Source organism: Pseudomonas sp. URIL14HWK12:I5, assembly GCF_900176445.1.
In the GTDB taxonomy this organism is placed as follows: domain Bacteria; phylum Pseudomonadota; class Gammaproteobacteria; order Pseudomonadales; family Pseudomonadaceae; genus Aquipseudomonas; species Aquipseudomonas monteilii.
In genome coordinates this window covers 222,213-246,247 of the sequence record NZ_FWXQ01000009.1, presented here as the reverse complement: position 1 = coordinate 246,247, position 24,035 = coordinate 222,213, and the positions used below count along the sequence as shown (strand labels likewise).

General features: G+C 63.0%; 17 protein-coding genes. 10 read left to right on the top strand and 7 right to left on the bottom strand.

Going from position 1 to position 24,035, the window contains the following annotated elements; genetic code table 11:
• Positions 1 to 268: 268 nt before the first annotated feature.
• A complete protein-coding gene (locus tag B9A31_RS21050) occupies positions 269 to 850 on the top strand; it encodes a LysE family translocator (protein ID WP_027609801.1) in 582 nt (193 codons plus the stop codon).
• Here the strand turns inward: B9A31_RS21050 and B9A31_RS21045 are convergent.
• The 3 genes from B9A31_RS21045 to B9A31_RS21035 all read right to left on the bottom strand — a co-directional run bounded on the left by B9A31_RS21045 (position 843) and on the right by B9A31_RS21035 (position 4,021).
• Positions 843 to 1,631 (bottom strand): AraC family transcriptional regulator, encoded by a 789-nt coding sequence (locus tag B9A31_RS21045; RefSeq protein ID WP_019099281.1) that lies wholly within the window; start codon positions 1,629 to 1,631, stop codon positions 843 to 845. The two genes, B9A31_RS21050 and B9A31_RS21045, sit on opposite strands and share 8 nt — an antisense overlap.
• Positions 1,632 to 1,674: 43 nt before the next feature.
• Positions 1,675 to 2,793: a glycosyltransferase 61 family protein gene (locus B9A31_RS21040; RefSeq protein WP_019099282.1), complete on the bottom strand. Its 1,119-nt coding sequence runs from the start codon at positions 2,791 to 2,793 to the stop codon at positions 1,675 to 1,677.
• Positions 2,794 to 2,866: 73 nt separating this feature from the next.
• Positions 2,867 to 4,021, bottom strand: a complete 1,155-nt coding sequence (locus tag B9A31_RS21035; RefSeq protein WP_019099283.1) for a GNAT family protein — start codon at positions 4,019 to 4,021, stop codon at positions 2,867 to 2,869.
• Between the two features lie 457 nt (positions 4,022 to 4,478).
• Here B9A31_RS21035 and B9A31_RS21025 point away from each other — a divergent pair, with 457 nt between their 5' ends.
• From B9A31_RS21025 to B9A31_RS21015, 3 genes are all read left to right on the top strand, one after another.
• A complete protein-coding gene (locus tag B9A31_RS21025; protein ID WP_025752943.1) occupies positions 4,479 to 6,098 on the top strand; it encodes an NADP-dependent glyceraldehyde-3-phosphate dehydrogenase in 1,620 nt (539 codons plus the stop codon).
• A 110-nt stretch (positions 6,099 to 6,208) separates the two neighbouring features.
• Positions 6,209 to 6,676: a VOC family protein gene (locus tag B9A31_RS21020; RefSeq protein ID WP_025752945.1), complete on the top strand. Its 468-nt coding sequence runs from the start codon at positions 6,209 to 6,211 to the stop codon at positions 6,674 to 6,676.
• A gap of 63 nt (positions 6,677 to 6,739) precedes the next feature.
• Positions 6,740 to 7,921, top strand: coding sequence for a hypothetical protein (locus tag B9A31_RS21015; RefSeq protein ID WP_027609806.1), 1,182 nt, complete (start codon positions 6,740 to 6,742; stop codon positions 7,919 to 7,921).
• 109 nt (positions 7,922 to 8,030) lie between these two features.
• Here B9A31_RS21015 and ilvA read toward each other — a convergent pair whose 3' ends face one another.
• Positions 8,031 to 9,590, bottom strand: a complete 1,560-nt coding sequence (ilvA, locus tag B9A31_RS21010) for a threonine ammonia-lyase, biosynthetic (RefSeq protein ID WP_084297332.1) — start codon at positions 9,588 to 9,590, stop codon at positions 8,031 to 8,033.
• Positions 9,591 to 9,771: 181 nt separating this feature from the next.
• A complete protein-coding gene (locus B9A31_RS21005; RefSeq protein ID WP_016713990.1) occupies positions 9,772 to 10,203 on the bottom strand; it encodes a PACE efflux transporter in 432 nt (143 codons plus the stop codon).
• Positions 10,204 to 10,396: 193 nt separating this feature from the next.
• Here B9A31_RS21005 and nrfB point away from each other — a divergent pair, with 193 nt between their 5' ends.
• From nrfB to B9A31_RS20985, 4 genes are all read left to right on the top strand, one after another.
• Entirely contained in the window at positions 10,397 to 12,571 is a 2,175-nt protein-coding gene (nrfB, locus tag B9A31_RS21000) for a cyclic di-3',5'-guanylate-activated glycosyltransferase NfrB (RefSeq protein ID WP_019099288.1), read from the top strand.
• On the top strand, positions 12,568 to 15,573 hold the full coding sequence (locus B9A31_RS20995; protein WP_084297331.1) for a phage receptor: 3,006 nt from the start codon (positions 12,568 to 12,570) through the stop codon (positions 15,571 to 15,573). Before nrfB ends, B9A31_RS20995 begins: the two co-directional genes overlap by 4 nt.
• Positions 15,573 to 16,412: a DUF4434 family protein gene (locus B9A31_RS20990; protein ID WP_019099072.1), complete on the top strand. Its 840-nt coding sequence runs from the start codon at positions 15,573 to 15,575 to the stop codon at positions 16,410 to 16,412. Before B9A31_RS20995 ends, B9A31_RS20990 begins: the two co-directional genes overlap by 1 nt.
• Positions 16,413 to 16,487: 75 nt before the next feature.
• A complete protein-coding gene (locus B9A31_RS20985) occupies positions 16,488 to 17,579 on the top strand; it encodes a GGDEF domain-containing protein (RefSeq protein WP_084297330.1) in 1,092 nt (363 codons plus the stop codon).
• Here B9A31_RS20985 and B9A31_RS20980 read toward each other — a convergent pair.
• Positions 17,554 to 18,852, bottom strand: coding sequence for an ATP-binding protein (locus B9A31_RS20980; RefSeq protein WP_019099071.1), 1,299 nt, complete (start codon positions 18,850 to 18,852; stop codon positions 17,554 to 17,556). The two genes, B9A31_RS20985 and B9A31_RS20980, sit on opposite strands and share 26 nt — an antisense overlap.
• A 6-nt stretch (positions 18,853 to 18,858) precedes the next feature.
• Positions 18,859 to 19,560 (bottom strand): response regulator, encoded by a 702-nt coding sequence (locus tag B9A31_RS20975; protein WP_019099070.1) that lies wholly within the window; start codon positions 19,558 to 19,560, stop codon positions 18,859 to 18,861.
• Positions 19,561 to 19,719: 159 nt separating this feature from the next.
• Here B9A31_RS20975 and B9A31_RS20970 point away from each other — a divergent pair, with 159 nt between their 5' ends.
• Both B9A31_RS20970 and B9A31_RS20965 read left to right on the top strand, forming a co-directional pair.
• Positions 19,720 to 20,895, top strand: a complete 1,176-nt coding sequence (locus tag B9A31_RS20970) for an efflux RND transporter periplasmic adaptor subunit (protein WP_019099069.1) — start codon at positions 19,720 to 19,722, stop codon at positions 20,893 to 20,895.
• A gap of 11 nt (positions 20,896 to 20,906) precedes the next feature.
• Entirely contained in the window at positions 20,907 to 24,035 is a 3,129-nt protein-coding gene (locus B9A31_RS20965; protein ID WP_084297329.1) for an efflux RND transporter permease subunit, read from the top strand.

Below are 24,035 nucleotides of genomic sequence, written 5' to 3'. Positions count from 1 at the left end.
AGCGGGTACTCACCGGGGAAGCGTCACGAGGACGGGGGAAGGATGGCCAGAACGGCCGAAAACTGGGGGGCTCCGCGAAGGTGCTCATATAGACCTTGTTAAAAAATTGGGAAAATGATCGTACAAGCAGCGCTGGTTTCTGTGATAGCGCAAAACTATTACAAAACCTGTATCAGTTGTGAGGCGGTATTTGGGGGTACTTTTCTTCAATACCCTCGACAGCCAACGGCTGAAAATCACGGTTCCTTCCAGCCACCGGATCTTTCTCATGAGCCTGTCCCTGTCCATGGCCGCCTTCGCACTGGCGGCGTCGATTTCCCCCGGCCCGGTCAACATCGTTGCCCTGAGCAGCGGCGCCAACCATGGCTTACGCGCCAGCCTGGCGCATGTGGCCGGCGCCACGCTGGGCTTCTGCCTGTTGCTGGTGCTGGTCGGGCTGGGCCTGCATCAACTCCTGCTACGCTGGCCGCTACTGGGCATGCTGCTGCACTGGGGCGGGGTCGCGTTTCTGCTGTACATGGCGTGGAAGCTGGCCAGCGACAACGGCCGGCTGACCAATACACACTCGACAACAGCGCCTTCAGCCTGGCACGGCGTGGCGATGCAATGGTTGAATCCCAAGGCTTGGCTGGCAGCAGTGGCCGGGGTCGGCGCTTACACGGGGGGTGAGCAGCACCTGCTGTGGCTCTTTGCCTGGATATATGGCCCGATCTGTTTTGTTTCGGTCGCGTGTTGGGCATGGGCCGGGAGCATGATTCGCCAGTATCTGGGCAACCCACGGCACGTGCGCTTGCTCAATCGAGGGTTGGCGGTATTGCTGGTGGGCAGTGCGGTCTACCTGGTTATCTGACGCCAGCGGCATCGCGGTAATGCCCCGGTGTCGCCGCCAGGTGCTGCTTGAATGCCCGCTGCAGGTGCGCCTGGTCAGCAAACCCGGCCTCCTGCGCAACCTCGGCAATCGCGCGGCCTTGGCGCAGCTGCGCCCTGGCCAGCTGTACGCGCTGATCGAGCAGGTAGCCATGCGGCGTCAGCCCGAAGCGTTGACCAAATGCACGAATCAGGTAGGAACGTGACAGGCCGCAGGCGGTGCAGATGTCTTCCAGGCTCAGCGGATCGCTACGATGGGCACGTATGAAGGCTGCCGCCGCGTCCAGCCGTGGGTTACCTGCTTCACCCGTGCCAGTTTCACCCGAGAGAAAGCCCGGCAATGCACTAAACAGGGTCGCCAGGCGCGCCTCCCTGTCAGGCACGCTGGCGTCGAACAGGTCGGCAAAGGCCTGCATCAAACGTTGGTACAACGCAGGCGAGCTACTCCAGGTTTGCGTCGGCAAGGTGAAACCCAACGCCTGTAGCCAGGGCAAGTCGACGAACAGCATCAGGTAGGACCAAGGCTCGCGATCGATGGGGTTGCAGGTATGCACCACGCCCGGGTTCATCAGCACCGTGGTGCCGGCCCCCACCTCAATGCGCAGGCCCCCGTTCAGGTAAGTGCTGCGCCCACCGGTGATCACCCCGATGGAAAAGCTCTCGTGGGAGTGTGCGGCATAACACACCTGCCGCCCGTCCCCTACCCGCCGGGCTTCGACAAAGGGCAACGCAGGGTCACGCCAGAACCGTGATACCTCGATCATCCCCTCGCCCACACGTTGCTCAGATCCCCCCGATACTACACGGTTATCGCGCAAACAGATCGAGCGTGCGTTCAACTTCACCAATATCGATCCTGAAACCATCGCCCTCCGGTATGCCCACCACAAAGCCGAACTGCTGGTGGTCGCGGTCCGTCAGGTATTTGTAGTAGCTGACGAACCGGTTAGGCGGCTGCAAGGTCAGCAGGCTACCGCCAGGCTGCAGCACATTCACACCATGCACCAGTTGGCTACCCTCTACGCCAATGACCACTTTTGCCCCGGCACAGGCTGCGACAATGCTCGGCACGTCAGACTTGAGCGGGTTGACCACGCGAAAACCACGCGTAACCCGCAAGTGTTCGGCAAGCTCCAGCTCATTACGCAGCAGACGCAGGTCGCCATCACCGCCCCGCAGCAGGAACACACCCGGGTGTGGGGCATGCGGCACATGCGACAGCAGCTTGTCCCCCATGGCCCGGTAGCGGGCGTGCCGGCTGCGGTTGTTGCTCTGGTCGTCGAACAGCACCAGCTCACGGAAAAACGCACTGCGCAAGCGCAGCGGCTTCATATCCAGCCAGTCTTCATAGGCGGGCGCCTGGGTAAACAACGGGTACTTGGCAGAGGGTGCGGTGGTCACCGGGACGCCCTCGTTGCAAGCCAGCGCATAGGTCGGGCAATCTTCCATCAGCCAGGTACCGAACCAGGAATTGCCGTTTTGCGTGCAATAAATGGCTGCCCGGTCAATTTCGTTGTCCACGATGATGCCCGGAAAGGTGCTGGGTTTGAGTGACAACCAATGGCTGGCCTTGCCCTTGTACAACGCACCATCGACCAACCACACATTCTTGATCAGGTAGCCCCGGGTTGGCCCTTGCAGCGTACTGATGCCGCCCTCCATGGTGCGCGCAGGGTGTACGTAGGGGTAAAAACGCTTGCCCTCCCAGCCCGTCACCCGCTCCAGCTGGCCGGGCAGGTAGATGGCTGGTGGCGACACCGTGGTCTCGCCCGGCGCAATGTCCCAGCTCTTGGCAGCCACACTCTTGAGGTCGATGGCCGTGTTCTTGCCCAGGCGCTTGCGGGCCATGTAGCGGTAGGCAGCCAGTGTCCAGGTGTGCTGCCTGGCTGCGAGCGATGCACTGAACTGCGAGATGTCGCTTCCCATGAAGCGTCCTCCCTTGGTAACGAAATGAGAAACCGGGCGCATCGCGCCCTCTCTACGCATCCCTGGCTAACACTCAGTTGGACATCACCCTTTCCATCGCGGGAGGGGATTGCAGGTTGGCATACCGGCTGCGCAGCGCTTCCACGAACGGTTCGCCTGCGCCGTTGCCGCCATACAGGTAAATCTTGTGCAGCCCGCCAAACACCATTTCGTGGTAGCGGCTGGCAAATTCTTCTTCACTCGGCCCCTCGGGCAACCCCAGGTGCAACGTGAGCTTGTCGCCTTCGACCGCGAACATCGGCGTGTCCCACAAAAACTTCGCCGCGCCGGCCTTGGGCAAGCGAACGAACAGGTAGGCATGGTTGCCCAACGAGTCGATATCGCCGCCACGCCGGCGCTTCCACTTCAACAGCCCGTCATCTGGCCGCGCCAGGCACAGGCCAATGTCGTAATAATCGAAGCCCTGTTCCAAGGCCCACTCAAGGGCCATGAACGTGGTGATGGAGTTCACCTCACGCAGCTTCTTGGCATCGGAAAACACCGCTTCGCAATAGCCAAAGCGCAAGGTGCTCCAGTAGCGTTTGCCGCCGCGCACCACTTCGCACCCCAAGTGGCAGCCGATTACCTCATCGCCCAAGGTAATCAGGTCGAGCCGGCCAACGCTCTTGGCAATCCGGAACACTTCGTCCGTGGGGAACTGTGCCGCATGAATGCCTTGCCTGGCCGTGGCATAGGGGCGCAGCAGGTCCCGGTCAGCCATGGCGATCTCGTCGTCCGAGAGGGTTTTACGCATCTGGTAAAGCGGGCGGTTCTTGCGGATGCTGCGGCGCAGTTCGCTGTCGTAGCGGGCCGTGATGTCTTCCAGCGGGCGCCCCAGCGGAACCACGGCGCTCAGGTAATGTGGCACCGACAACGCGCCCGACGTCGGCATTTCGCTGATCACCACAACATGGTTGGCCGCCGCAGTCGCGCTTGCACCCTCCACGACCGATGCGCTGCCCTGGCCCTTGCCGCCAATCAGCAGTTTGGCCATTTCCCGTTGCTGCTTGCGCCCTATGTAGAGGATTTCGTACGGGCTTTCCTCCTGCATCCGAAACCTGGCAACTTCCCAACGCCAGAAACAGGCACGCGCCAACACTTCACGCACCTTGCTGGCCAGCAGCCTCATTTCGTAGCGCATGGAGGGCGACAGGAATTTTCGCGCCACAGCCGTCAAGGTCTCTTTCATTTCTTCTTCGACGTCCTTTGAAGTGCTCTATGGTCTATCGGAAAAAGAGAAAAAATCAGCAAAAACACCTAACGTCTTGATTTTTATAGTATGGACTTAAACTTCTTTATCACATTCAGTAACAATTTAAGATGCCTGCAAACGCTTTGGCAAGCGGCTCCCCGCTAACTTTAGATCAAGTTTAATGGCGTCAAAATTCCTGCATGAAGTGCATACCCAACAAGTACTTTGCTATAACCGTGCCCGGCGCGCGCCGCTGCAATTATCACTTCGCTATCAATTGATAACCCTTGATGCCGTCTTTGCATAACAGCCCTGGAACCCTACGTTGACCTGTCGACAAGCACGAGGGGCCATGTTGAGCCAGACTGGTGTTTTTTCGGCAGCCGGTGCATGCTCGCAGCTGAAGCGATTCACCCGGCTTGAAAACCGCCCTGCCAAGTGAGGTGCAGTACCCATGGACCGTCTGCTCGATTCACTCTTCCCCAACGCCGAAAGCATCCCCCAAATCTGGCGCCTGGAAGCCCCCCTGGAACAACGTGATTACCTGGTGAACGGCGAGCTCAGGCGCTGGGACGGCCCCCTGGCCACGGTGCGCAGCCCGGTCTGGCTCAAGGAAGGCGGCGAAGAACGCCAAGTGGTGCTTGGCAGCGCCCCACTGCTTGATGCCGACACCGCCCTTACCGCGCTCGACGCTGCCGTTCAGGCCTACGACAAGGGCCGCGGTGCCTGGCCGAACATGCGTGTGGCCGAGCGTATCCAGCACGTCGAAACCTTCCTGGCACGCATGCGCGAGCAGCGCCAGGCTGTGGTCAAGTTGCTGATGTGGGAGATCGGTAAAAACCTCAAGGACTCGGAAAAGGAATTCGACCGCACCTGCGACTACATCGTCGACACCATCAACGCCCTCAAGGACCTCGACCGCCGCTCCAGCCGCTTCGAGCTTGAACAAGGCACGCTGGGCCAGATCCGACGGGCGCCGCTGGGTGTCGCCCTGTGCATGGGCCCCTACAACTACCCGCTCAACGAAACCTTCACCACGCTGATCCCCGCGCTGATCATGGGCAATACCGTGGTGTTCAAGCCCGCCAAGTTCGGTGTGCTGTTGATCCGCCCGCTGCTCGAAGCCTTCCGTGACAGCTTCCCGCCCGGGGTGATCAACGTCATCTATGGTCGAGGCCGGGAAACCGTCAGCGCGCTGATGGCCAGCGGCAACGTCGATGTGTTCGCCTTCATCGGTACGCACAAGGCCGCCAGCGACCTGAAAAAGCTGCACCCACGCCCTCACCGCCTGCGCGCCGCACTGGGGCTGGATGCCAAGAACCCGGGTATCGTGCTACCGCAGGTCGACCTCGACAACGCCGTCGAAGAGGCGGTGACCGGTGCGCTGTCGTTCAACGGCCAGCGCTGCACGGCACTGAAAATCCTGTTTGTCCACGAGGATGTGGTCGACGCCTTCCTCGACAAGTTCCAGCGCAAACTGGCCGCGCTCAAACCTGGCATGCCGTGGGAGCCCGGTGTAGCACTGACACCGCTGCCCGAGCCTGGCAAGGTCGACTACCTCGACTCGTTGGTCGCCGATGCCACGGCCAAGGGCGCACGCGTGCTCAACGAAGGTGGCGGGCAGAGCCGCGGCTCATTCTTCTACCCCGCCTTGCTGTACCCGGTTAACCACGAAATGCGCATATACCATGAAGAGCAATTCGGCCCCCTGGTGCCTGTAGTGCCCTACCGCGACCTGCAAACCGTGATCGACTACGTACTGGACTCCGATTACGGCCAGCAACTGAGCCTGTTCGGCAACGACCCGGCTACCATCGGCAGCCTGGTCGACACCTTCGCCAACCAGGTCGGGCGCATCAACATCAACGCCCAGTGCCAACGTGGCCCGGACACCTACCCGTTCAACGGCCGCAAGAACAGCGCCGAAGGCACCCTGTCGGTGCATGACGCCTTGCGTGTGTTCTCCATCCGCACACTGGTCGCCACCCGCTTCCAGGAGGCCAACAAGGCGCTGATCAGCGAAATCATCCGCAACCGCCAGTCGAGCTTCCTGACCACCGACTACATCTTCTGACGGCCGCGCTTATAGGAAATCGATCTAGCGCCCTTGTCGATTTTCCACCGGTGCAAACGACTCTAAGCAACAGGGCGCCCTCCGGCGCCCACTGCGAAGGAGAGTCGAACATGGCAGCCAAACCCATCCCCGAAGGCCAGCACAGCATTACCCCGTACTTGGCCATCAACGACGCCGCCAAGGCCATCGAGTTCTACAAGCAGGCCTTTGGTGCGGTCGAGATGTTCCGCCTCGATGCGCCAGGTGGCCGTGTGGGCCATGCCGAGCTGAAAATCGGTGATTCGTCACTGATGCTGGGCGACCCCTGCGACATGGAGGGCGGCCTCACCGCCAGCCAGAAACTCAGTGGCGCAGGCGTGGGCCTGCACCTGTATGTCGAGGACTGCGACAAGGTCTACGCCCAAGCATTGGCGGCCGGCGGCACCCAGTTGCATCCGTTGACGGACCAGTTCTACGGCGACCGCAGCGGCACCCTGAAAGACCCGTTCGGCAATATCTGGTTCGTCTCCACCCACAAGGAGGACCTCACCCCGGACGAAATTCGTGCCCGCGCCGCGAAGATGTTTGGCGGCAACTGAGCGGCAAGTTGAAAGCGGCGCGACTTTGCTTGAAGCTTGAGGCTCGTAGCTCGGAGCTGCTTCATGCGAATCATCGACAAATCCGCCGCACAGGTGCGCAGCCTGACCCCCGCCGAAGAAGAGCTGCTGGTCGGCTTTGCCACCGGCAGCCTCGGCGGCCCACGCCTGCTGCAGGCCAACCAGCTGCTGATGAAAGTGCGCAATGCAAACCAGTGGCTGGCCTGTGACTGCCGCAGCGACGCCTTGCCGGTGCTCAATGTCACCCTCAACGGCAGCACCGGCACGCTGTTTCTCAAAAACAACCCGGGCACGGCAGAACACACGCCCGGCTGCCCGTTCACCAAGGACGAGCGTGAGGCCGACGAGCGTGAAAACGACCCTGCCCCCCCTGCAGCCTGGCTGCCGCCCGACACGCCACTGCGCCTGATCGGCGACTTTCGCAGCGCCACCAGCAGTGCCAGCGGCGATAGCAACGACCGCCGCGAACAACAGCGCCTGCTGTCACTGTTGCTGACCTGGATCGAAACCAGCGGCCTCAATCTTTACGCCACCCACCTGAAAAAGGACCTGACCACCCAGTTTGCTGAATTGCGCAGCGTGGCCAGCCGCTATCCGCTGCTGGAGCGGGTGCCCGCCAGCAATTACCTGGAAACCCGCCTGGACATGAAGCACATGATGATGCTCAAGTCCCGACTTCGCGAAGCCACGGTGTTCGGTAACCACCGCCGCCACGGCTTGCTGCTGGACTGTGTCGACCAGATCAAAGGGCGCAAGCTGTTCAACAACCGCAGTGAAGATGGTTTCGACTTCCAGGGGCACCACCTGTATTGGGGCGGTAGCCGTACCACCGGGCCATTACTGGCGCTGATGATCTACTCACCCACCAGCGCCGGTAGCCATTTCTATGAGCTGATCCATGTGGCCAGCGTACCGGTGCTGTCCCGTGCCCACTTGTTCCCTGTGTATCGCGATGAAGAGCGTGAGCCGCTCAAGGCGCTGGTGTCGTTGATTGACTGGATGGCCAGCAAAGGTGTGAAAGTGCAAATGCGCCGGCCGGTCATCGGCGGGCAGGTCATGGATGAACTGGTGCTGACCTCGGACCAGGACCGCGTGCTGTCGGTGTCATTGCTGGACCAGCCGATCGGGCCCGAGCCAGATGCCGAGAACTTCAAGCGCTATGCCGACTTCAAGAGCCTGGAAACCTTCCGCAAGTTCGTTGCCGGCTTTTTCATGCGTGAACGCTGAAATCCTAGGGCCGCTTCGCGGCCCAGCGCCGGCAAGCCAGCTCCCACGGGGACCGCGCAATGCTGAATAGCTACGCAGTACTCAGTACAGGCAGCCCCAAGCTTTCAGGTCACCCTAGGAACAGCTTGTAAGCCGGGTTATCCGTCTCATCCCAATACCAATACCCCATCTCATCCAGCGCCAACGGCAACCCCGCTACCTCGTCCCCCGGCACCTCCAACGCCGCGAATACCCGGGCCTCCGCCGCCCCATGGTTGCGGTAGTGGAACAGGCTGATGTTCCAGCGCTTGCCCAGCCGCTCCAAAAAGCCCAACAACGCCCCAGGCCGCTCGGGGAACTCGAAGCGCATGACCCGCTCATCCGCACCCGGCGCGGCGTGGCCACCCACGGTATGACGCACATGCAGCTTGGCCAGCTCGTTTTCGGTCAGGTCCAGCACGCTGTAGCCCTGCTCGCGCAGGTTGGCCAGCAACTGCTCACGCGGGTCGTGAACAGGGTGGGTCTGCACCCCGACAAACAATCGCGCCTCTTTGCCGGGGTAATAGCGATAGTTGAATTCGGTGATCTGCCGTTTGCCCAGCGCCTGGCAAAACGCGCGGAAGCTGCCCGGCTGTTCCGGAATGGTTACGGCAATGATCGCCTCGCGCTGTTCCCCCAGCTCGGCCCGCTCGGCCACATGGCGCAGGCGATCGAAGTTGACGTTCGCCCCGGAATCGATGGCCACCAAGGTCTGCCCCTGTACGCCATCGCGTGCCACGTACTTCTTGATCCCGGCCACCGCCAAGGCGCCGGACGGCTCGGTGATCGAGCGGGTATCGTCGTAGATGTCCTTGATCGCCGCACACAGCTCATCGCTGCTCACGGTCACCACCTCGTCGACGAAGTGCCGGCACAGCTCGAAACAATGGGCGCCGATCTGCGCCACCGCTACACCATCGGCGAACGTGCCGACTTGCGGCAGGATCACCCGCTCACCAGCAGCCATGGCAGCCTGCAGGCAGTTGGAGTCTTCCGGCTCCACGCCGATCACCTTCACCTCCGGGCGCAGGTATTTCACATAGGCAGCAATGCCAGCGATCAAGCCGCCACCACCGACCGGTACGAAGATGGCATCCAGCGCACCCGGGCGCTGACGCAGAATTTCCATGGCCACCGTGCCCTGCCCGGCGATCACGTCCGGGTCATCGAACGGCGGCACGAAGGTAGCGCCTTCGCTGTCGGCCAGTGTCAACGCGTGTGCCAGGGCGTGCGGGAAGCTCTCACCGTGCAGCACTACATGGCCGCCACGCGAACGCACCCCTTCCACCTTCAGCGATGGCGTGGTGGTGGGCATGACGATGGTAGCCTTCATGCCCAGATGCGAGGCTGCCAGGGCCACACCTTGGGCATGGTTGCCGGCCGAAGCGGTAATGACCCCCCGCTCACGCTGCGCACGGGTCAGGCGCGACAGCCGGGTGTAGGCACCACGGATCTTGAACGAGAAGGTCGGCTGCAGGTCTTCGCGCTTGAGCAATACCTGGTTACCCAGGCTGGCAGACAAGGCAGGCGCGGCTTGCAGGGGCGTTTCGATGGCCAGGTCGTACACCGGGGCGGCAAGAATGCGCCGCACCTGTTCCGACAGCAGTTGCTGGGGGGTGACTGCAGTACGCGGGACGCTGAAGCTGGTCATCGATGACTCCTTGGCTGTTTTCAGTGTGCCCAGGAGTCAGAGAGAAGAAACCCGCCTCCAGGGCGGGTTCGGTGCACGTACGCGCTAGCCCGCCAAGCTGATAATGGCGGTAATAATAATGGCGTTCACGTGCGGGAATGTATTCATGGGGTAGGAACTTAGCCGGTAGCGCAGCACAAAGTCAACACTTGGCTTGCTGCGCCGAAAGCGGCACATCGAACACCTTGTCGAACCCCCACTGGAAGACAAAGGCGTAAACGAAGAAGAACACGAACAACGCCAGGTTGGTCAGCAGCGCCGCCCACAGGCTGACGTCCAGCCAGTACGCCACCAGCGGCAGCAAAATCACCACCAGACCACCCTCGAAACCCAGCGCATGCAGCAAGCGCCGCATGAAGGTGCGCTCACGCTGATGCTGGCGCGCTTCCCAACGCTCGAACACCCAGTTGTAGCCCATGTTCCAGCTCATCGCGATGCCCGACATCAGCACCGACAGCACGGTCGACTGCGCCATGCCTGCACCGAACGCCAGCTCCAGTGCAGGCGCCACGCAGGCCACAGCGATGGCCTCGTAAAGAATGGCCTGGACGATCTTGCGCGCCTTGCCTTGCATGTTCAGCTCCCTGGGTAAACGACCTGTAAAACTACAAGATGTGGCCCACAAGAAAAAGCCCGAAATTTGGACAACCTCGTATTCGGCTGCTTGTATCTATCCCGTACAAACGGCGACATGTCGTACAACTTCGTCGAGGGAACCGAGCGAGGATACAGACGATGGCCTACTCCACCCTGCCGGTGACTGCCGCATGAGCCTGGCATTCATCGATTTTCTCACCTATGTGCTGTTCGGCCTGAAGATCCTGGCGATCACCCTCGCCTCGCTGATGTTCCTGCTGGGCCTGGACGACCTGTTCATCGACCTGTGCTACTGGGGGCGAAAGCTGATCCGGCGTTTTCGCATCTACGACAAGTTTGAGAAGGCCGACGAGAAACGCCTGTACGAAGTCCCGGAAAAACCTTTGGCCATCATGGTCCCGGCCTGGAATGAAGTGGGCGTGGTCGGTGAAATGGCGCGCTTGGCGGCCTCCACCATCGACTACGAGAACTACCAGATCTTTGTCGGCACCTACCCGAACGACCCGCAAACACAGGCCGACGTCGACGCGGTGTGCCTGCACTACCCCAACGTGCACAAGGTGGTGTGCGCCCGCCCCGGCCCCACCAGCAAGGCCGACTGCCTGAACAACATCATCGACGCGCTGCTGCGCTTTCAGCAGGACGCCGGTATCGAGTTCGCCGGTTTTATCCTGCACGACGCCGAAGACGTGATTTCGCCGATGGAACTGCGCCTGTTCAATTACCTGCTGCCGAACAAGGACATGATCCAGATCCCGGTGTACCCCTATGCACCCGAATGGAAGGGCTTTACCGCCGGCCACTATGTCGACGAGTTCGCCGAAAACCACGGCAAGGACGTTGTCGTTCGCGAAGCACTCACGGGCCAGGTACCCAGTGCCGGGGTCGGTACCTGTTTCAGCCGTCGCGCCATCAGTGCACTGCTGGAGGACGGCGACGGCATCGCCTTCGACGTGCAAAGCCTCACCGAAGACTACGACATTGGTTTTCGCTTGAAGCAAAAAGGCATGAAGTGCATTTTCGCCCGCTACTCCATCAGCGACCCGGCGCTGACCCTGAAACAGGAATGGCGCCCGGGCATGAGCCGTGAGTTTTCCCAGGTAATCTGCGTGCGCGAGCACTTCCCGCGCGACTGGCAGCATGCCATCCGGCAAAAGTCGCGGTGGATCGTCGGCATTGTGTTCCAGGGCACCAGCAACCTGGGCTGGAGCCGCAAAGGCGCGCTCAACTACTTCCTGTGGCGCGACCGCCGCGGGCTGTTCGCCTATTTGCTGAGTTTTCTGGTCAACCTGTTGCTGCTGGTATTGCTGGCGATGTGGCTGGTCACGGTGATTGCGCCGGATTCGTGGCGCTTCATGTCGATCCTTAGCGACAGCTGGCTGCTCTCGACCCTGCTGTGGCTCAACGGTCTGATGCTGTTCAACCGCCTGTTCCAGCGCGGCTGGTTCGTTACCCGTTTCTACGGCATTGGCGAAGGCCTGCTGTCGGCGCCGCGCATGATGTGGAGCAACTTCGTCAACTTCTTCGCCAACCTGCGTGCCCTGCGCCAGGTTATGGAGATGGGCGACTCGCGGCGTGTGGCCTGGGACAAGACCACGCACGAGTTCCCCGCCATCGCTGCCCCTGCCCGCACGCCACTGGGCCAGCGACTGGTGGCCAAAGGGTTGATCAGCGACGAACAGCTGCAACAGGCAATCAACAGCCCTGTACGCCGCCGCCTGGGCCGCGAACTGCTGCTGCGTGGCTGGGTAAGCAGCGAACAGTTGGTGGCCACCCTGGCCGAGCAGCTAGACATACCATGGGCCCCGCTGAACCCGTTCAAGCTCGAACCGCAACTGATCGCCAAACTGCCGCGTAAACTGGCGACGCACTATGGCGTGCTGCCGGTGGCCGAGGACGGCGACACGCTGATCCTGGCCAGCGAAAGCCCGGTCAGCCAAGTGTCACTGGGGGTAATCAGCCGCCACCTCAAGCGCCCGGTACGCGTGCGCCTGGCACCACAAGGCCGGGTAACCCTGGGCCTGCGCTACCACTACCCAAGCCCCTGGCAGAAGCCGGAAACCCGCGACATGCTGGCCACGCTCGCACGCCATCAGGACGACGAGGCGCTGCTGGAACGGGTCAGCCACCACCAGGTCATGCTCGGTACCCTGCTGCAGGTGCGCGGTATGGTGCCCGTCACCTTGTTCAACCAAGCATTGATCGACTTCGACGCCGAACACCAGAGCCTGGGCGAGCACCTGATCGCTCGCGGCATCATCACCGAGCAGGTGTTGCAGCAAGCACTCGACGAACAGGCCAGCGAACAGCAGGCTGCCCTTGACCTGACCCGGGAGGTGGCATGAAGCCGCGTTTTACTCTCACCTTCACTGGCCTGTTGCTGTGCTCCGCCGCACTGCCCGTCGCCGCCTCGGCACCGATGACTGATTTCCAGCGGTTCACCAGCTTTCCGTTCATGGACCGCAGTTATCGTGAGGCCAAGAAAGAGAACTGGGCCGAGGTCGAGCGCCTGACCCGTCACGTGCTGGGCCGCGTGCCGAACAACGACGAAGCCCGCGCACTGCTGGTAGAGGCCCTGGCCCACCAACGCCGCTACAAGGAGGCCGAAGCGCTGGCCGAACAACTGGACGGCAGCCCCGAATACGCCGACGCGCTGCTCGAACTTCGCCTGACGTGGATCGAGCAGGATCCACCGCCAGCCAGCCATGTCGAGCAATGGCTGGCCAGCAGGGATGGCATGCACCGGGTACGCCTGTGGCAGGCTTACAGCCTGAGCCTGGCCAAGTTCGGGGGTGCTGGCAAAGCGCTGGAATGGCTCAACCAGCTGCCACCGCGCGATGATGGTCAGGTACTGCGCCTGGCCCGCGCCAACTTTGCCGAACAGCTGCGCAACTGGAAGGAAACCATCGAGCAACTGCAGCCGCTCGCCGACAAGGGCCAGTTACCCGCCGAAGACTGGCAACGCCTGGCCAATGCGTATATCCAGCAGGTGGACGAAAAAGGGCTGAACAGGCTGCTGGCCAGCGCGCCTTCCCCCCAGGCAGCCAACCAGGCACGCCTGGCCATGGCCAACCGCGCCATTGCCGTGGGCCACAACCAACAGGCCCAACGCTGGTTGCAGTCGCTGCCGCCCGATCAGCTGAATCAGCCCGACCAGCGCCAGGAATTGTGGGAGCTGGCCCGCGAAGGTGATGATGCCGTACTGCTGCGCCGCCTGAGCAACGACCTGCAGCGCCCCTGCCTGGAAACCGTCGACTGGTTGTCACGTCAGGACCCTGACCAAGCCCGCGAGCAGTTCAAAGGCTGCACCCCCAGCACCGATCCACGCGCCTACGCTGTGCTCAAGCAACGCCTGTACGGCGACCCGCCACAGCCGCCGCAACCGCGTACCGCCAGCGAATGGGAAAAGCGCTACCGACAAAGCGGCGACCTGGCCGCGCTGGAGCAAGCCACCTTCCTGTTGGTGGAACAAGGCCAGGTGGCACATGCCCGGGAACTGCTGGAGCACGCCTACGACCGCCGCCAAGGCCGCCTCAGCCCGTCGTTGCTGCAGCGCCTGGGCAACCTGTATGCACGTACTGACGGGGCGCTGGACAGCCGCCGCATGCTTGGCCTGATACCCCGGGTGGATGCCAACACCCGCGCCCAGTTGCTCGGCCGCCTGGCCGAAGCCGGCCAGTGCGATGCCGTACACCAGGCGATACCGGCCACCCCGAGCGAACCCGGCCAGTACCGCGCACTGGGCCGCTGTGCCATGCCTGACCAGCCCGGCGAAGCGGTGGTCTACTACCAGGCCGCCGAACGTTTTGGCGGCGGCGGCGATCGCCTGCCCTTGGCCTATGCCCTCGAAGCGGCGGGCGACTCCGAGGCGGCCCTGCCCATCTGGCGCAGCGTCCCGGACGGCGCCTGGACCGACAACGCCCGCCTCACTGCCGCCCGTGGCGCGCTGAATGCCGGCGATGCAGAAGCCGCTCGACGCTACTGGGACGCCGCCGCGCACCACAGCGCTGATGACTGGGCGCTGGGCGCCGCCATTGCCCAGCGCCAGGGCGATTACCCGTCCGCCTTGGGCTTCCAACGCCAAGCCTTGGCCAGCAACCCTCGCGCCGACCACTACTATGCGGCCGCAAGCACCGCGCAGCTGGCCGGCGACAGCGCGCAGAGCATGGCCTGGCTGGCCGAAGCGGTGCGCCTGGCCCCCGATCAGCCACGCTATCGCGCCGATTACGGCATGCGCCTGGCCGGCGCCACAGACAAGGCCCAGCGCCGCCAGTCGATCCCATACCTGGAGCGGGCGACCCACGACTTCCCCGAGGACTACCGCCTCGGCGAAACGCTGGCCTTGCGCTACGACGAAGCCGAAGACAGCGCCTCGGCACGCCGCGAACTGCGCCGTATCCTCGATGTGGAGCAGAACCTGGTCGACGGTGACGACGAGTACGGCAGCCTGGAAGCCCGCAAATACCGCCAGCGCAGGGCCCATGAAGCCCTGTCACGCCGTGACACCATCACCCTGGCCAGCACCTGGTCGCCCGCCGGCACCTCGACCAACGACAAGTTCCTCGACAACGGCCAGCGCAGCGGCAGCTCGCGCCGCGCACAATCGCAAAACGTGCAACTGGCCATGTGGGACCACGCCCTGGGTGAAGAGCCCAGCCGCAACGGCAGCACCTTCTCGGTCTATGGCAGGGTACTGTTCGGTGGTCAGAGCCGTACCGATTACGCGCAAAGCATGGGCACCGGCGTTGGCCTGCGCTACAAGCCGCTCGGCCAGGCCAACCTCAACCTGTACGCCGAGCTGTATCACCAACGACAGATCGACGAAGATCATTATCGCGGCCTGAGCCTGGGGCAGTTGTTGAGCCCGGCCAAGGTCGGCGGTAATTGGGGCGACCTGCGCCACAACGCCGAGTCGAGCAACGACCTGTTGCTGCGCGCCACGGCCTCATTCCTTGACCAAGGTGACTGGCGCAACGACTGGCGGGTGGATGAAGACGACTGGAACGAGCGCTTCCTGTATCTCGACGCCGCCTGGTGGACACGCGCCGGCGACCATGCCTGGCTGTCGCGCTACCAGCAGGGGCATGCCTGGAAGCTGCCGGGCAGCTCACCGCAAACCATAATGCCCTACGGTTTTGTCGAGTTCTCCAGCCAGGACCCGAGCAACGACTGGCGCCAGGACGCCCGTGCGGGGGTGGGTGTGCGTTGGCAATGGTGGTTCGACGACGACCGCTACAACGCCTACCGCGGCTCGCTGAAAGTGCGCGCCGAATACCAGCAGTCGCTGGGCGGCAATCTTTACGAGCGCGCCAACGGCGTGCTGGTCCGTGCGGAGATGACCTTCTGATGCGCAAGATCCTCGCCTTCTGCCTGCTTGCCCTGTGCCTGCCGGCCACAGCTGACCAACGCCTGTTCTACCAACCCCTGAACCGCGACGCCAGTATCACCCCTGCCCAGTGGCAACAGCTGTGGCACGCCACCGTGGCGCAGGGTGGCAAGACCCTGATCGTGCAGTGGAGCGCGTATGGTGACAGCGATTTTGGCGGTGCCCAGGGCTGGCTGGCAAACAGCCTGCGCTCGGCGCATGCCCAAGGGCTGCAACTGGTCTTGGGGTTGTACATGGACCCGGCCTATTACCAACGCCTTGAAGCGTTGGACGGCGAAGGTCAGAACAGCTACTGGAAAGCGCAGTTGGGCCGCTCGCTCAGCCAATACCAGCACCTGCGCAACGCCTGGCAGTTGCCGGTGGATGGCTGGTACCTCCCCATGGAGCTGGACGACCAGCATTTTCGCGAGGCTGAACGGCGCGATGCGCTGTACATCCAGTTGCAGGCCTTCAACCGCCAGCTGGACAAACCGTTGCATATCAGTGCGTTCAGCGCGGGCAGATTGTCGCCAGGAATCAACGCCGCGTGGCTGGAGCAACTGGCCGGGTTGGGCTTGACTGTCTGGTGGCAGGATGGCGCCGGGACCGGGCGTTTGCCCGCGTTGGTGCGCCAAAGCTACGAACAGGCTTTGCCGTGCCGGGTGGGCGTGGTGCGCGAGGCGTTCCGCCAGGTGAGCGGGCCAGGGCAGGCATTCAGGGCTGAGCCTGCCGAACCGAAGCTGGGTAGCGGGTGCCATGCCGAGGCGGTGTTCGCCTTGCGCTACCGGCCCTGGGCCCGAGGTGTGTTGCCACAGAATTGAGTCACCAGGCCCGGCCCTATCGCCGGCCAGCGATAGGGCCGGGCCTGGACAAGCAGTAGTCTCAGGAGCCCACCGATGTTCAAGACCATCGAAGCACACGTACGCCAGCAGGTCGCCCCCGCCGCCCTGCGCGCCGAATTCCGCCAGCACGAATTCGAGTCCATGCGCCCGTTCTGCCTGCTGGTGTTCTGCATCAGTATCCTGATCTGGCTGGTCTTCGACCTGATCGTCAGCTTCCTCGGCGGCCAGGGCTTCACCTGGCTGTCCTACCTGTTCATCGCCCTGCTGGGCTGCCTGACCATCGTGCTGCGCTTCACACGGCGCAGCCATCACTTCGACGTGCTCAACCTGCTGTTCATTACCGTCATCACCTTGGGCATGCGCCTGGTGATCGAAGGCATCCCGGTAGCCCTGCGCCCGGTGTGGCTGGTGCTCGGCGTCTCCACCGTGCTGTATGCCGTGTCGGTGCAGCCGGTGCGGCGCTGGTCGTTCTTCTGCGCCATGGTCATCACCTGGGTGATGCTCAACCCCTTCTACCACACGCGCATTGAACCGGACGCACTCGAAGGCGCCATGCTCATCAGCTACGCCATTTTTCTCAGCAGCCTGGTGAGCTACAGCTACCTGCAAATCCGCAAGGCCAAGCTGCACAATTTCTACCTGTCGAAGGTGCTGCTTGAGCAGGCTTATGTCGACGCCCTCACCGGAATCCCCAACCGCCGCTCGTTCATGGCAAAAACAGAGCAGCAATTGAAACGGGCGACGCCCAGGCAGTATCTGGCGATGGTCGACATAGACAATTTCAAGAAGGTCAATGACCGTTTTGGCCACGACGTGGGTGACGAAGTGCTCAGACGCGTGGCACTGCACATCAAGGCGGCGATGGTCGATTCCGAGTTTGCAAGATTGGGCGGTGAGGAATTTGCCATTTTTCTTGAAGGGCTCAACCAGCAAAGTGCTGAACAGCAGGTGGAGGCATTGGTACGCAGAGTGCGTGAAGATGCAGGCACACACCCGGTAACCATCAGTATCGGCCTGGCGCAGGTGTCCCCAGGCGATACGTTGACCATGGCGCTGATCAAGGCTGACCAGGCGCTGTATGAAGCCAAGCACACGGGCAAAGACCGGTTTGTGTTGTGGACTACCCGGCTGGCAGCCGAATCCTGAACTGCGCACCGCCCAGTGCCGACTGCGCGACCGTCAAGGTCCCGCCCTGCCCCTCGATCGCTCGCCGGCTGATCGCCAAGCCAAGGCCAAACCCGCCGGTGTTGCGATCGCGGCTGCGGTCCAGGCGGTAGAACGGTTGGAAAATCCGCTCGCGCTCCTCAACCGGTATGCCAATGCCGTCATCCTCCACTGTCAGCAGGCAGGCACCATCGCCCTCCAGCCGCAGGCGCAGCAACAGGCTTTCATCGCAATAACGCATGGCATTGCGCACCAGGTTCTGCACCGCACGCGCCGTCAAGCGCGGGTCCAGCACGAACCGGGGCAGATTACCCTCGGCCTGCACTTCCCAACGGATACCCCGGCCATCGAGTTCCTCGGCAAAACCACCGAGCACGCTGTCGACCAGCTCCAGCAACGATACTTCAACCCGCTCGCGGGCCTGGTCAGCATTGTACAGCCGGCTGTACGACAGCAGTTCCAGCACCAGTTCATCCAGCTCACGCACATGCCCCACCAGTTCCAGCAGACGTTTGCGGCTGGCCGGCGGTACTTCGTCGAACAGCAATACCAAGCCGAAATCCAGCCGGGTCAGGGGTGTGCGCAATTCGTGCGACACTGCATTCAGCAGCTCGCGCTGCTGGTTGACGTGGCGCTCCAGGTCGCTGGCCATGGTGTCGAACACGCCGGCCAGCTCACCAATGTTGGAATGCGGCGAAATGTGCGTACGTTCGGCCATCTGCCCCTGGCCCAGGCGCCGGGCGGTTTCCTTCAGGCGCTCCAGGTCGCGCCAGTGCGGCCATACCCACAGCAGCAGGCACCCCAGCATGGCCGCACCGATCAGTACGGTCACCCCCCACGACAACACGTTGATGTCCAGCGGGTCTGGCGGTGAGTGCAGGCGCACCAGCCATTCCTTGTCCAGCGGTGCCAGCACCGTTTCGTAGTAACCCCACTCGGCAATGCGCACCGCGTACAAACCATGCTCCAGGCGCGCCTGTTCCTCATCGCTCAGGCTGGCCTGGTCAATGCGCAGCAGTTGCAATTCCAGCGGCGCGAAATCGCTGGCCAGTTCTTGCGCCACGGCTGGCCACTGCTCGCGCGGGGCCTGGCGGAACTGGCGCACGATCAACGCCTGCACGCCCTTGGCCTGGTCCAGGTTGTAGGCCATGAAGCGGTCGCGGAACAGGCCGACAATGGTGTCGGGGATGAACAGCAACGCACCGGCGTAGGCAACGATGATCACCAGGTACAGCCGCACCAGGATCTTGAGCATGGTCGATCAGCACTCCCACTCGACACGGCTGAACAAGTAACCCTTGCCCCACACGGTCTTGATCTTGCGTGCTTCGCCGGCGTTGTCGTCGAACTTGCGCCTCAGTTTGGAGATGGCCACGTCCACGGAACGATCGGTGCCATTGAACTCGATACCGCGCAGTTGTTGCAGGATACGGTCGCGGTTCATCACCTCGCCCGCATTGCGTGCCAGCACCACCAGCAGGTTGTACTCACCACTGGACAGCTCCACTTCTTCGCCACGCCAGCTGACCGTGCGCTCGGCCAGGTCGATGCGCAACCCCCCGATCAGGATCAGGTCGTGGTCCAGGCGCGGCTCATTGATGCTGCTGCGACGCAGCAGCGTACGCACCCGGGCCAGCAGCACGCGTGGTTCACAGGGTTTGGTCACGTAATCATCGGCCCCCATTTCCAGACCCAGTACCTGGTCATGGCTGTCATCACGAGCCGTCAGCATCAGGATGGGCAGGCTCTGCGACTCCTGGCGCAACAGGCGGCACAGTTGCAAGCCGTCGATGCCCGGCAGCATCAGGTCGAGGATGACCAGGTCCGGCTTTTGCCGGCGGTACTCGTCCAGCACATGGTCTCCCCGGGCGATCACCTGGACATGAAAGTCGTTGCGTTGCAGGTAGCTGGCGATCAGTTCGGACAGGGCGCTGTCGTCTTCGACCAGGAAAATATTCGGCATAGGCGATAGAGAATCCGGGTGCAGGTGTACGCAGAATATATAACCCTACCGGCCCAGAGGATTGATCTTCACACTTTTTCACACTCACCCTACAGGTATTAACAGCCGCCAGTGCAACAGCTGCCGTAGCATACACCCGGTCATCATCGGAAGATCCGCATGCCTACTAACTTCCCCCCTCGCCTGCGCCCAGTGGCGCTTCTGACGTTTATGAGCTTGTCCCTGGCCGGCTGTGGCGACAGCGCCGAGCAAGACGAAAAGGCCCCTACCCCGCAGGTGCGGGTGGAAACCCTGCAATTGCAGCCCTTGGCGATAAGCAGCGAGCTCAGTGGCCGCATTCTCGCCCCGCGCACCGCCGAAGTGCGCGCACGGGTCGCGGGCGTGGTACTCAAACGCGTCTACCGCGAAGGCAGTGACGTGAAGCAAGGCGATGTGCTGTTCCTGATCGACCCGGCGCCATTCAAGGCCGACCATGACAGTGCCCGCGCCACCCTGGCCAGGGCCGAGGCCACCCTGTACCAGGCACGCCTGCAAGAGCAGCGCTACCGCGAGCTGGTCGACGACAAGGCCGTCAGCCGCCAGGAATACGACAACGCCAAAGCGAGCTTCCTGCAGGCCGACGCCGACGTGGCCGCCGCCAAGGCCGCCCTGGAGCGCACCCGCCTGAACCTCGGCTACGCCACGGTAACCGCGCCGATTTCCGGCCGTATCGGCCGCGCCCAGGTCACCGAAGGCGCCCTGGTCGGGCAAAACGAAAGCACGCCGCTGGCGACCATCCAGCAGCTGGACCCGATCCATGCCGACGTCACCCAGTCCACCCGCGAGCTCAACGCCTTGCGCCGCGCCTTGCGCGCAGGCGAGCTGCAGCAGGTGGGCGACGGCCAGGCCCGCGCCACGCTGATCCAGGACGATGGCAGTGCCTACCCGCTGCCAGGCAAGCTGCTGTTCTCCGACATCAGCGTCGACCCCAGCACCAACCAGATCACCCTGCGCAGCGAGTTCCCCAACCCGGACCTCGACCTGCTGCCCGGCAGCTATGTGCGTGTGCGCCTGGAGCAGGCCGTACAACCCAAAGGCCTGAGCGTGCCGCAGCGGGCCATCCTGCGCGACAGTGCCGGGGTGCCCAAGGTGCTGGTGGTCGACGCACAGGCCCGGGTCAGCGACCGCCAGGTGGTACTGGGCAGCGCCCAGGGTGATCGCTGGGTCGTCAGCGAAGGCCTGACGCCAGGCGAGCAGGTGGTGGTCGAAGGCCTGCAACACGTCAAGGCCGGTGACCAGGTGCAGGTCGACAACGCAACGGGCACAGCGCCCATCGCACAGCACACCGGCCAGTGAGGGCCTGATTCATGCCGCAATTCTTCATCGACCGCCCGGTGTTCGCCTGGGTGGTCGCACTGTTCATCCTGTTGGCCGGCGCGCTGGCCATCCCGCAGCTGCCGGTAGCCCAGTACCCGAACGTGGCCCCGCCGCAGGTGGAAATCTACGCCGTATACCCAGGCGCCTCCGCCGCGACCATGGACGAAAGCGTGGTCAGCCTGATCGAGCAGGAGCTCAACGGCGCCGACAACCTGCTGTACTTCGAGTCGCAAAGCAGCCTGGGCAGCGCCACCATCACCGCCACCTTCGCCCCGGGCACCAACCCGGACCTGGCCCAGGTTGACGTGCAGAACCGCCTGAAGGTGGTCGAGTCGCGCCTGCCGCGCCCGGTCACCCAGCAGGGCCTGCAGGTAGAAAAGGTGTCTACCGGTTTCCTGCTGCTGGCCACCCTCACCTCTGAAGATGGCAAACTCGACGAAACCGCGCTGTCGGACATTCTCGCGCGCAACGTGATGGACGAAATCCGCCGCCTCAAGGGCGTCGGTAAAGCCCAGCTGTACGGTTCGGAACGCGCCATGCGCATCTGGATCGACCCGCGCAAGCTGATCGGCTTCAACCTCACGCCCAACGATGTGGCCGAGGCCATTGCCGCGCAGAACGCCCAGGTCGCGCCCGGCAGCATTGGCGACCTGCCCAGCCGTGGTACCCAGGAGATCACCGCCAACGTGGTGGTCAAGGGTCAACTGAGCACGCCCGAAGAGTTCGCCGCCATCGTCCTGCGCGCCAACCCGGACGGTTCCACGGTCACTGTCGGTGACGTCGCCCGGGTCGAGATCGGCGCCCAGGAATACCAGTACGGCACGCGCCTGAATGGCAAGCCGGCCACCGCGTTCAGTGTGCAGCTGTCGCCGGGGGCCAACGCCATGGAAACCGCCACCCTGGTGCGGGCGAAAATGGAGGACCTGGCGCGCTACTTCCCGGAAGGCGTCAAGTACGACATCCCCTACGACACTTCGCCGTTCGTCAAGGTGTCGATCGAGCAGGTCATCAACACCCTGTTCGAAGCCATGCTGCTGGTGTTCGCAGTGATGTTCCTGTTCCTGCAGAACCTGCGCTACACCCTGATCCCGACCCTGGTGGTGCCAGTGGCCCTGATGGGCACCTTCGCGGTCATGCTGGCGATGGGCTTTTCGGTCAATGTGCTGACCCTGTTCGGCATGGTGCTGGCCATCGGTATCCTGGTCGACGATGCGATCGTGGTGGTGGAAAACGTCGAACGCATCATGGCCGAAGAGGGCCTTCCGCCCAAAGAGGCTACGCGCAAGGCCATGGGCCAGATCAGCGGCGCGATCGTCGGCATCACCCTGGTGCTGGTGGCGGTGTTCCTGCCCATGGCTTTCATGCAAGGTTCGGTGGGGGTGATCTACCAGCAGTTCTCGGTGTCGATGGCGGTATCGATCCTGTTCTCGGCATTCCTGGCTCTCAGCCTGACCCCGGCGCTGTGCGCCACCTTGCTCAAACCGGTCGCCAAGGGTGAGCTGCATGAACGCAAGGGCTTCTTCGGCTGGTTCAACCGCCGCTTCGAAAGCCTGAGCAATGGCTACCAGGGCTGGGTGATGCAGGCGCTCAAGCGCAGCGGCCGCTACCTGCTGGTGTACGCGGTGCTGCTGGCGGTGCTGGGCTACGGTTTCAGTCAGTTGCCCACAGCGTTCCTGCCCACCGAAGACCAAGGCTACACCATTACCGACATTCAGCTGCCACCCGGCGCCAGCCGCATGCGCACCGAACAGGTGGCCGCGCAGATCGAGGCGCATAACGCCGAGGAAGCGGGCGTAGGCAACACCACGCTGATCCTGGGTTTCAGCTTCTCGGGTAGCGGGCAGAACGCAGCACTGGCATTCACCACGCTCAAGGACTGGTCCGAGCGTGGTGCCGACGACAGCGCCCAGTCGATTGCCGACCGCGCGACCATGGCCTTCACCCAGCTCAAGGATGCCGTGGCCTATGCCGTGCTGCCGCCGCCTATCGACGGCCTGGGCGAGTCCACCGGCTTCGAATTCCGCCTGCAGGACCGTGGGGGCATGGGGCACGCCGCGTTGATGGCTGCCCGCGACACGCTGCTGGCCAGTGCCGGCAAAAGCAAGGTATTGACCAACGTGCGTGAAGCATCGCTGGCCGAAAGCCCGCAGGTGCAACTGGAAATCGACCGCCGCCAGGCCAATGCCCTGGGCGTTTCGTTTGCCGATATCGGCTCGGTACTGGACGTGGCGGTGGGCTCCAGCTATGTCAACGACTTCCCCAACCAGGGCCGCATGCAGCGGGTGGTGGTGCAGGCCGAAGGCGACCAGCGCAGCCAGGTCGAAGACTTGCTGAAAATTCACGTGCGCAATAACAGCGGCAAGATGGTGCCACTGGGCGCGTTCGTCCAGGCCAAGTGGGTGAGCGGGCCGGTGCAGCTGACCCGTTACAACGGCTACCCGGCAGTGTCGATTTCCGGCGAACCGGCAGCAGGCTACAGCTCGGGCGAGGCGATGGCGGAAGTCGAGCGCCTGGTCGCCCAGCTGCCGCCTGGCGCCGGCCTGGAATGGACGGGGCTGTCGCTGCAGGAACGCTTGTCCGGCAGCCAGGCACCGATGCTGATGGCGCTGTCGTTGCTGGTGGTGTTCCTGTGCCTGGCGGCGCTGTACGAAAGCTGGTCGATACCCACCGCTGTGCTGCTGGTAGTGCCCCTCGGCGTATTGGGTGCGGTGCTGGCCGTGACCCTGCGCGGCATGCCCAACGACGTGTTCTTCAAGGTTGGCCTGATTACCCTGATCGGTCTGTCGGCGAAAAACGCCATCCTTATCATCGAGTTCGCCAAGCACCTGGTCGACCAGGGCGTGGATGCCGTCGACGCTGCGGTGCAGGCCGCCCGCCTGCGCCTGCGCCCCATCGTGATGACCTCGCTGGCATTCATCCTCGGCGTGGTACCGCTGGCCATCGCCAGCGGCGCCAGCTCGGCCAGCCAGCAGGCCATCGGTACGGGGGTGATCGGCGGCATGCTCAGCGCCACCTTGGCGGTGGTGTTTGTGCCGGTGTTCTTTGTAGTGGTGATGCGGCTGGCGGGGCATCGCCAGGCGCATTACGCCGACACACAACCGGTTGCCAAGGAAAGCTGA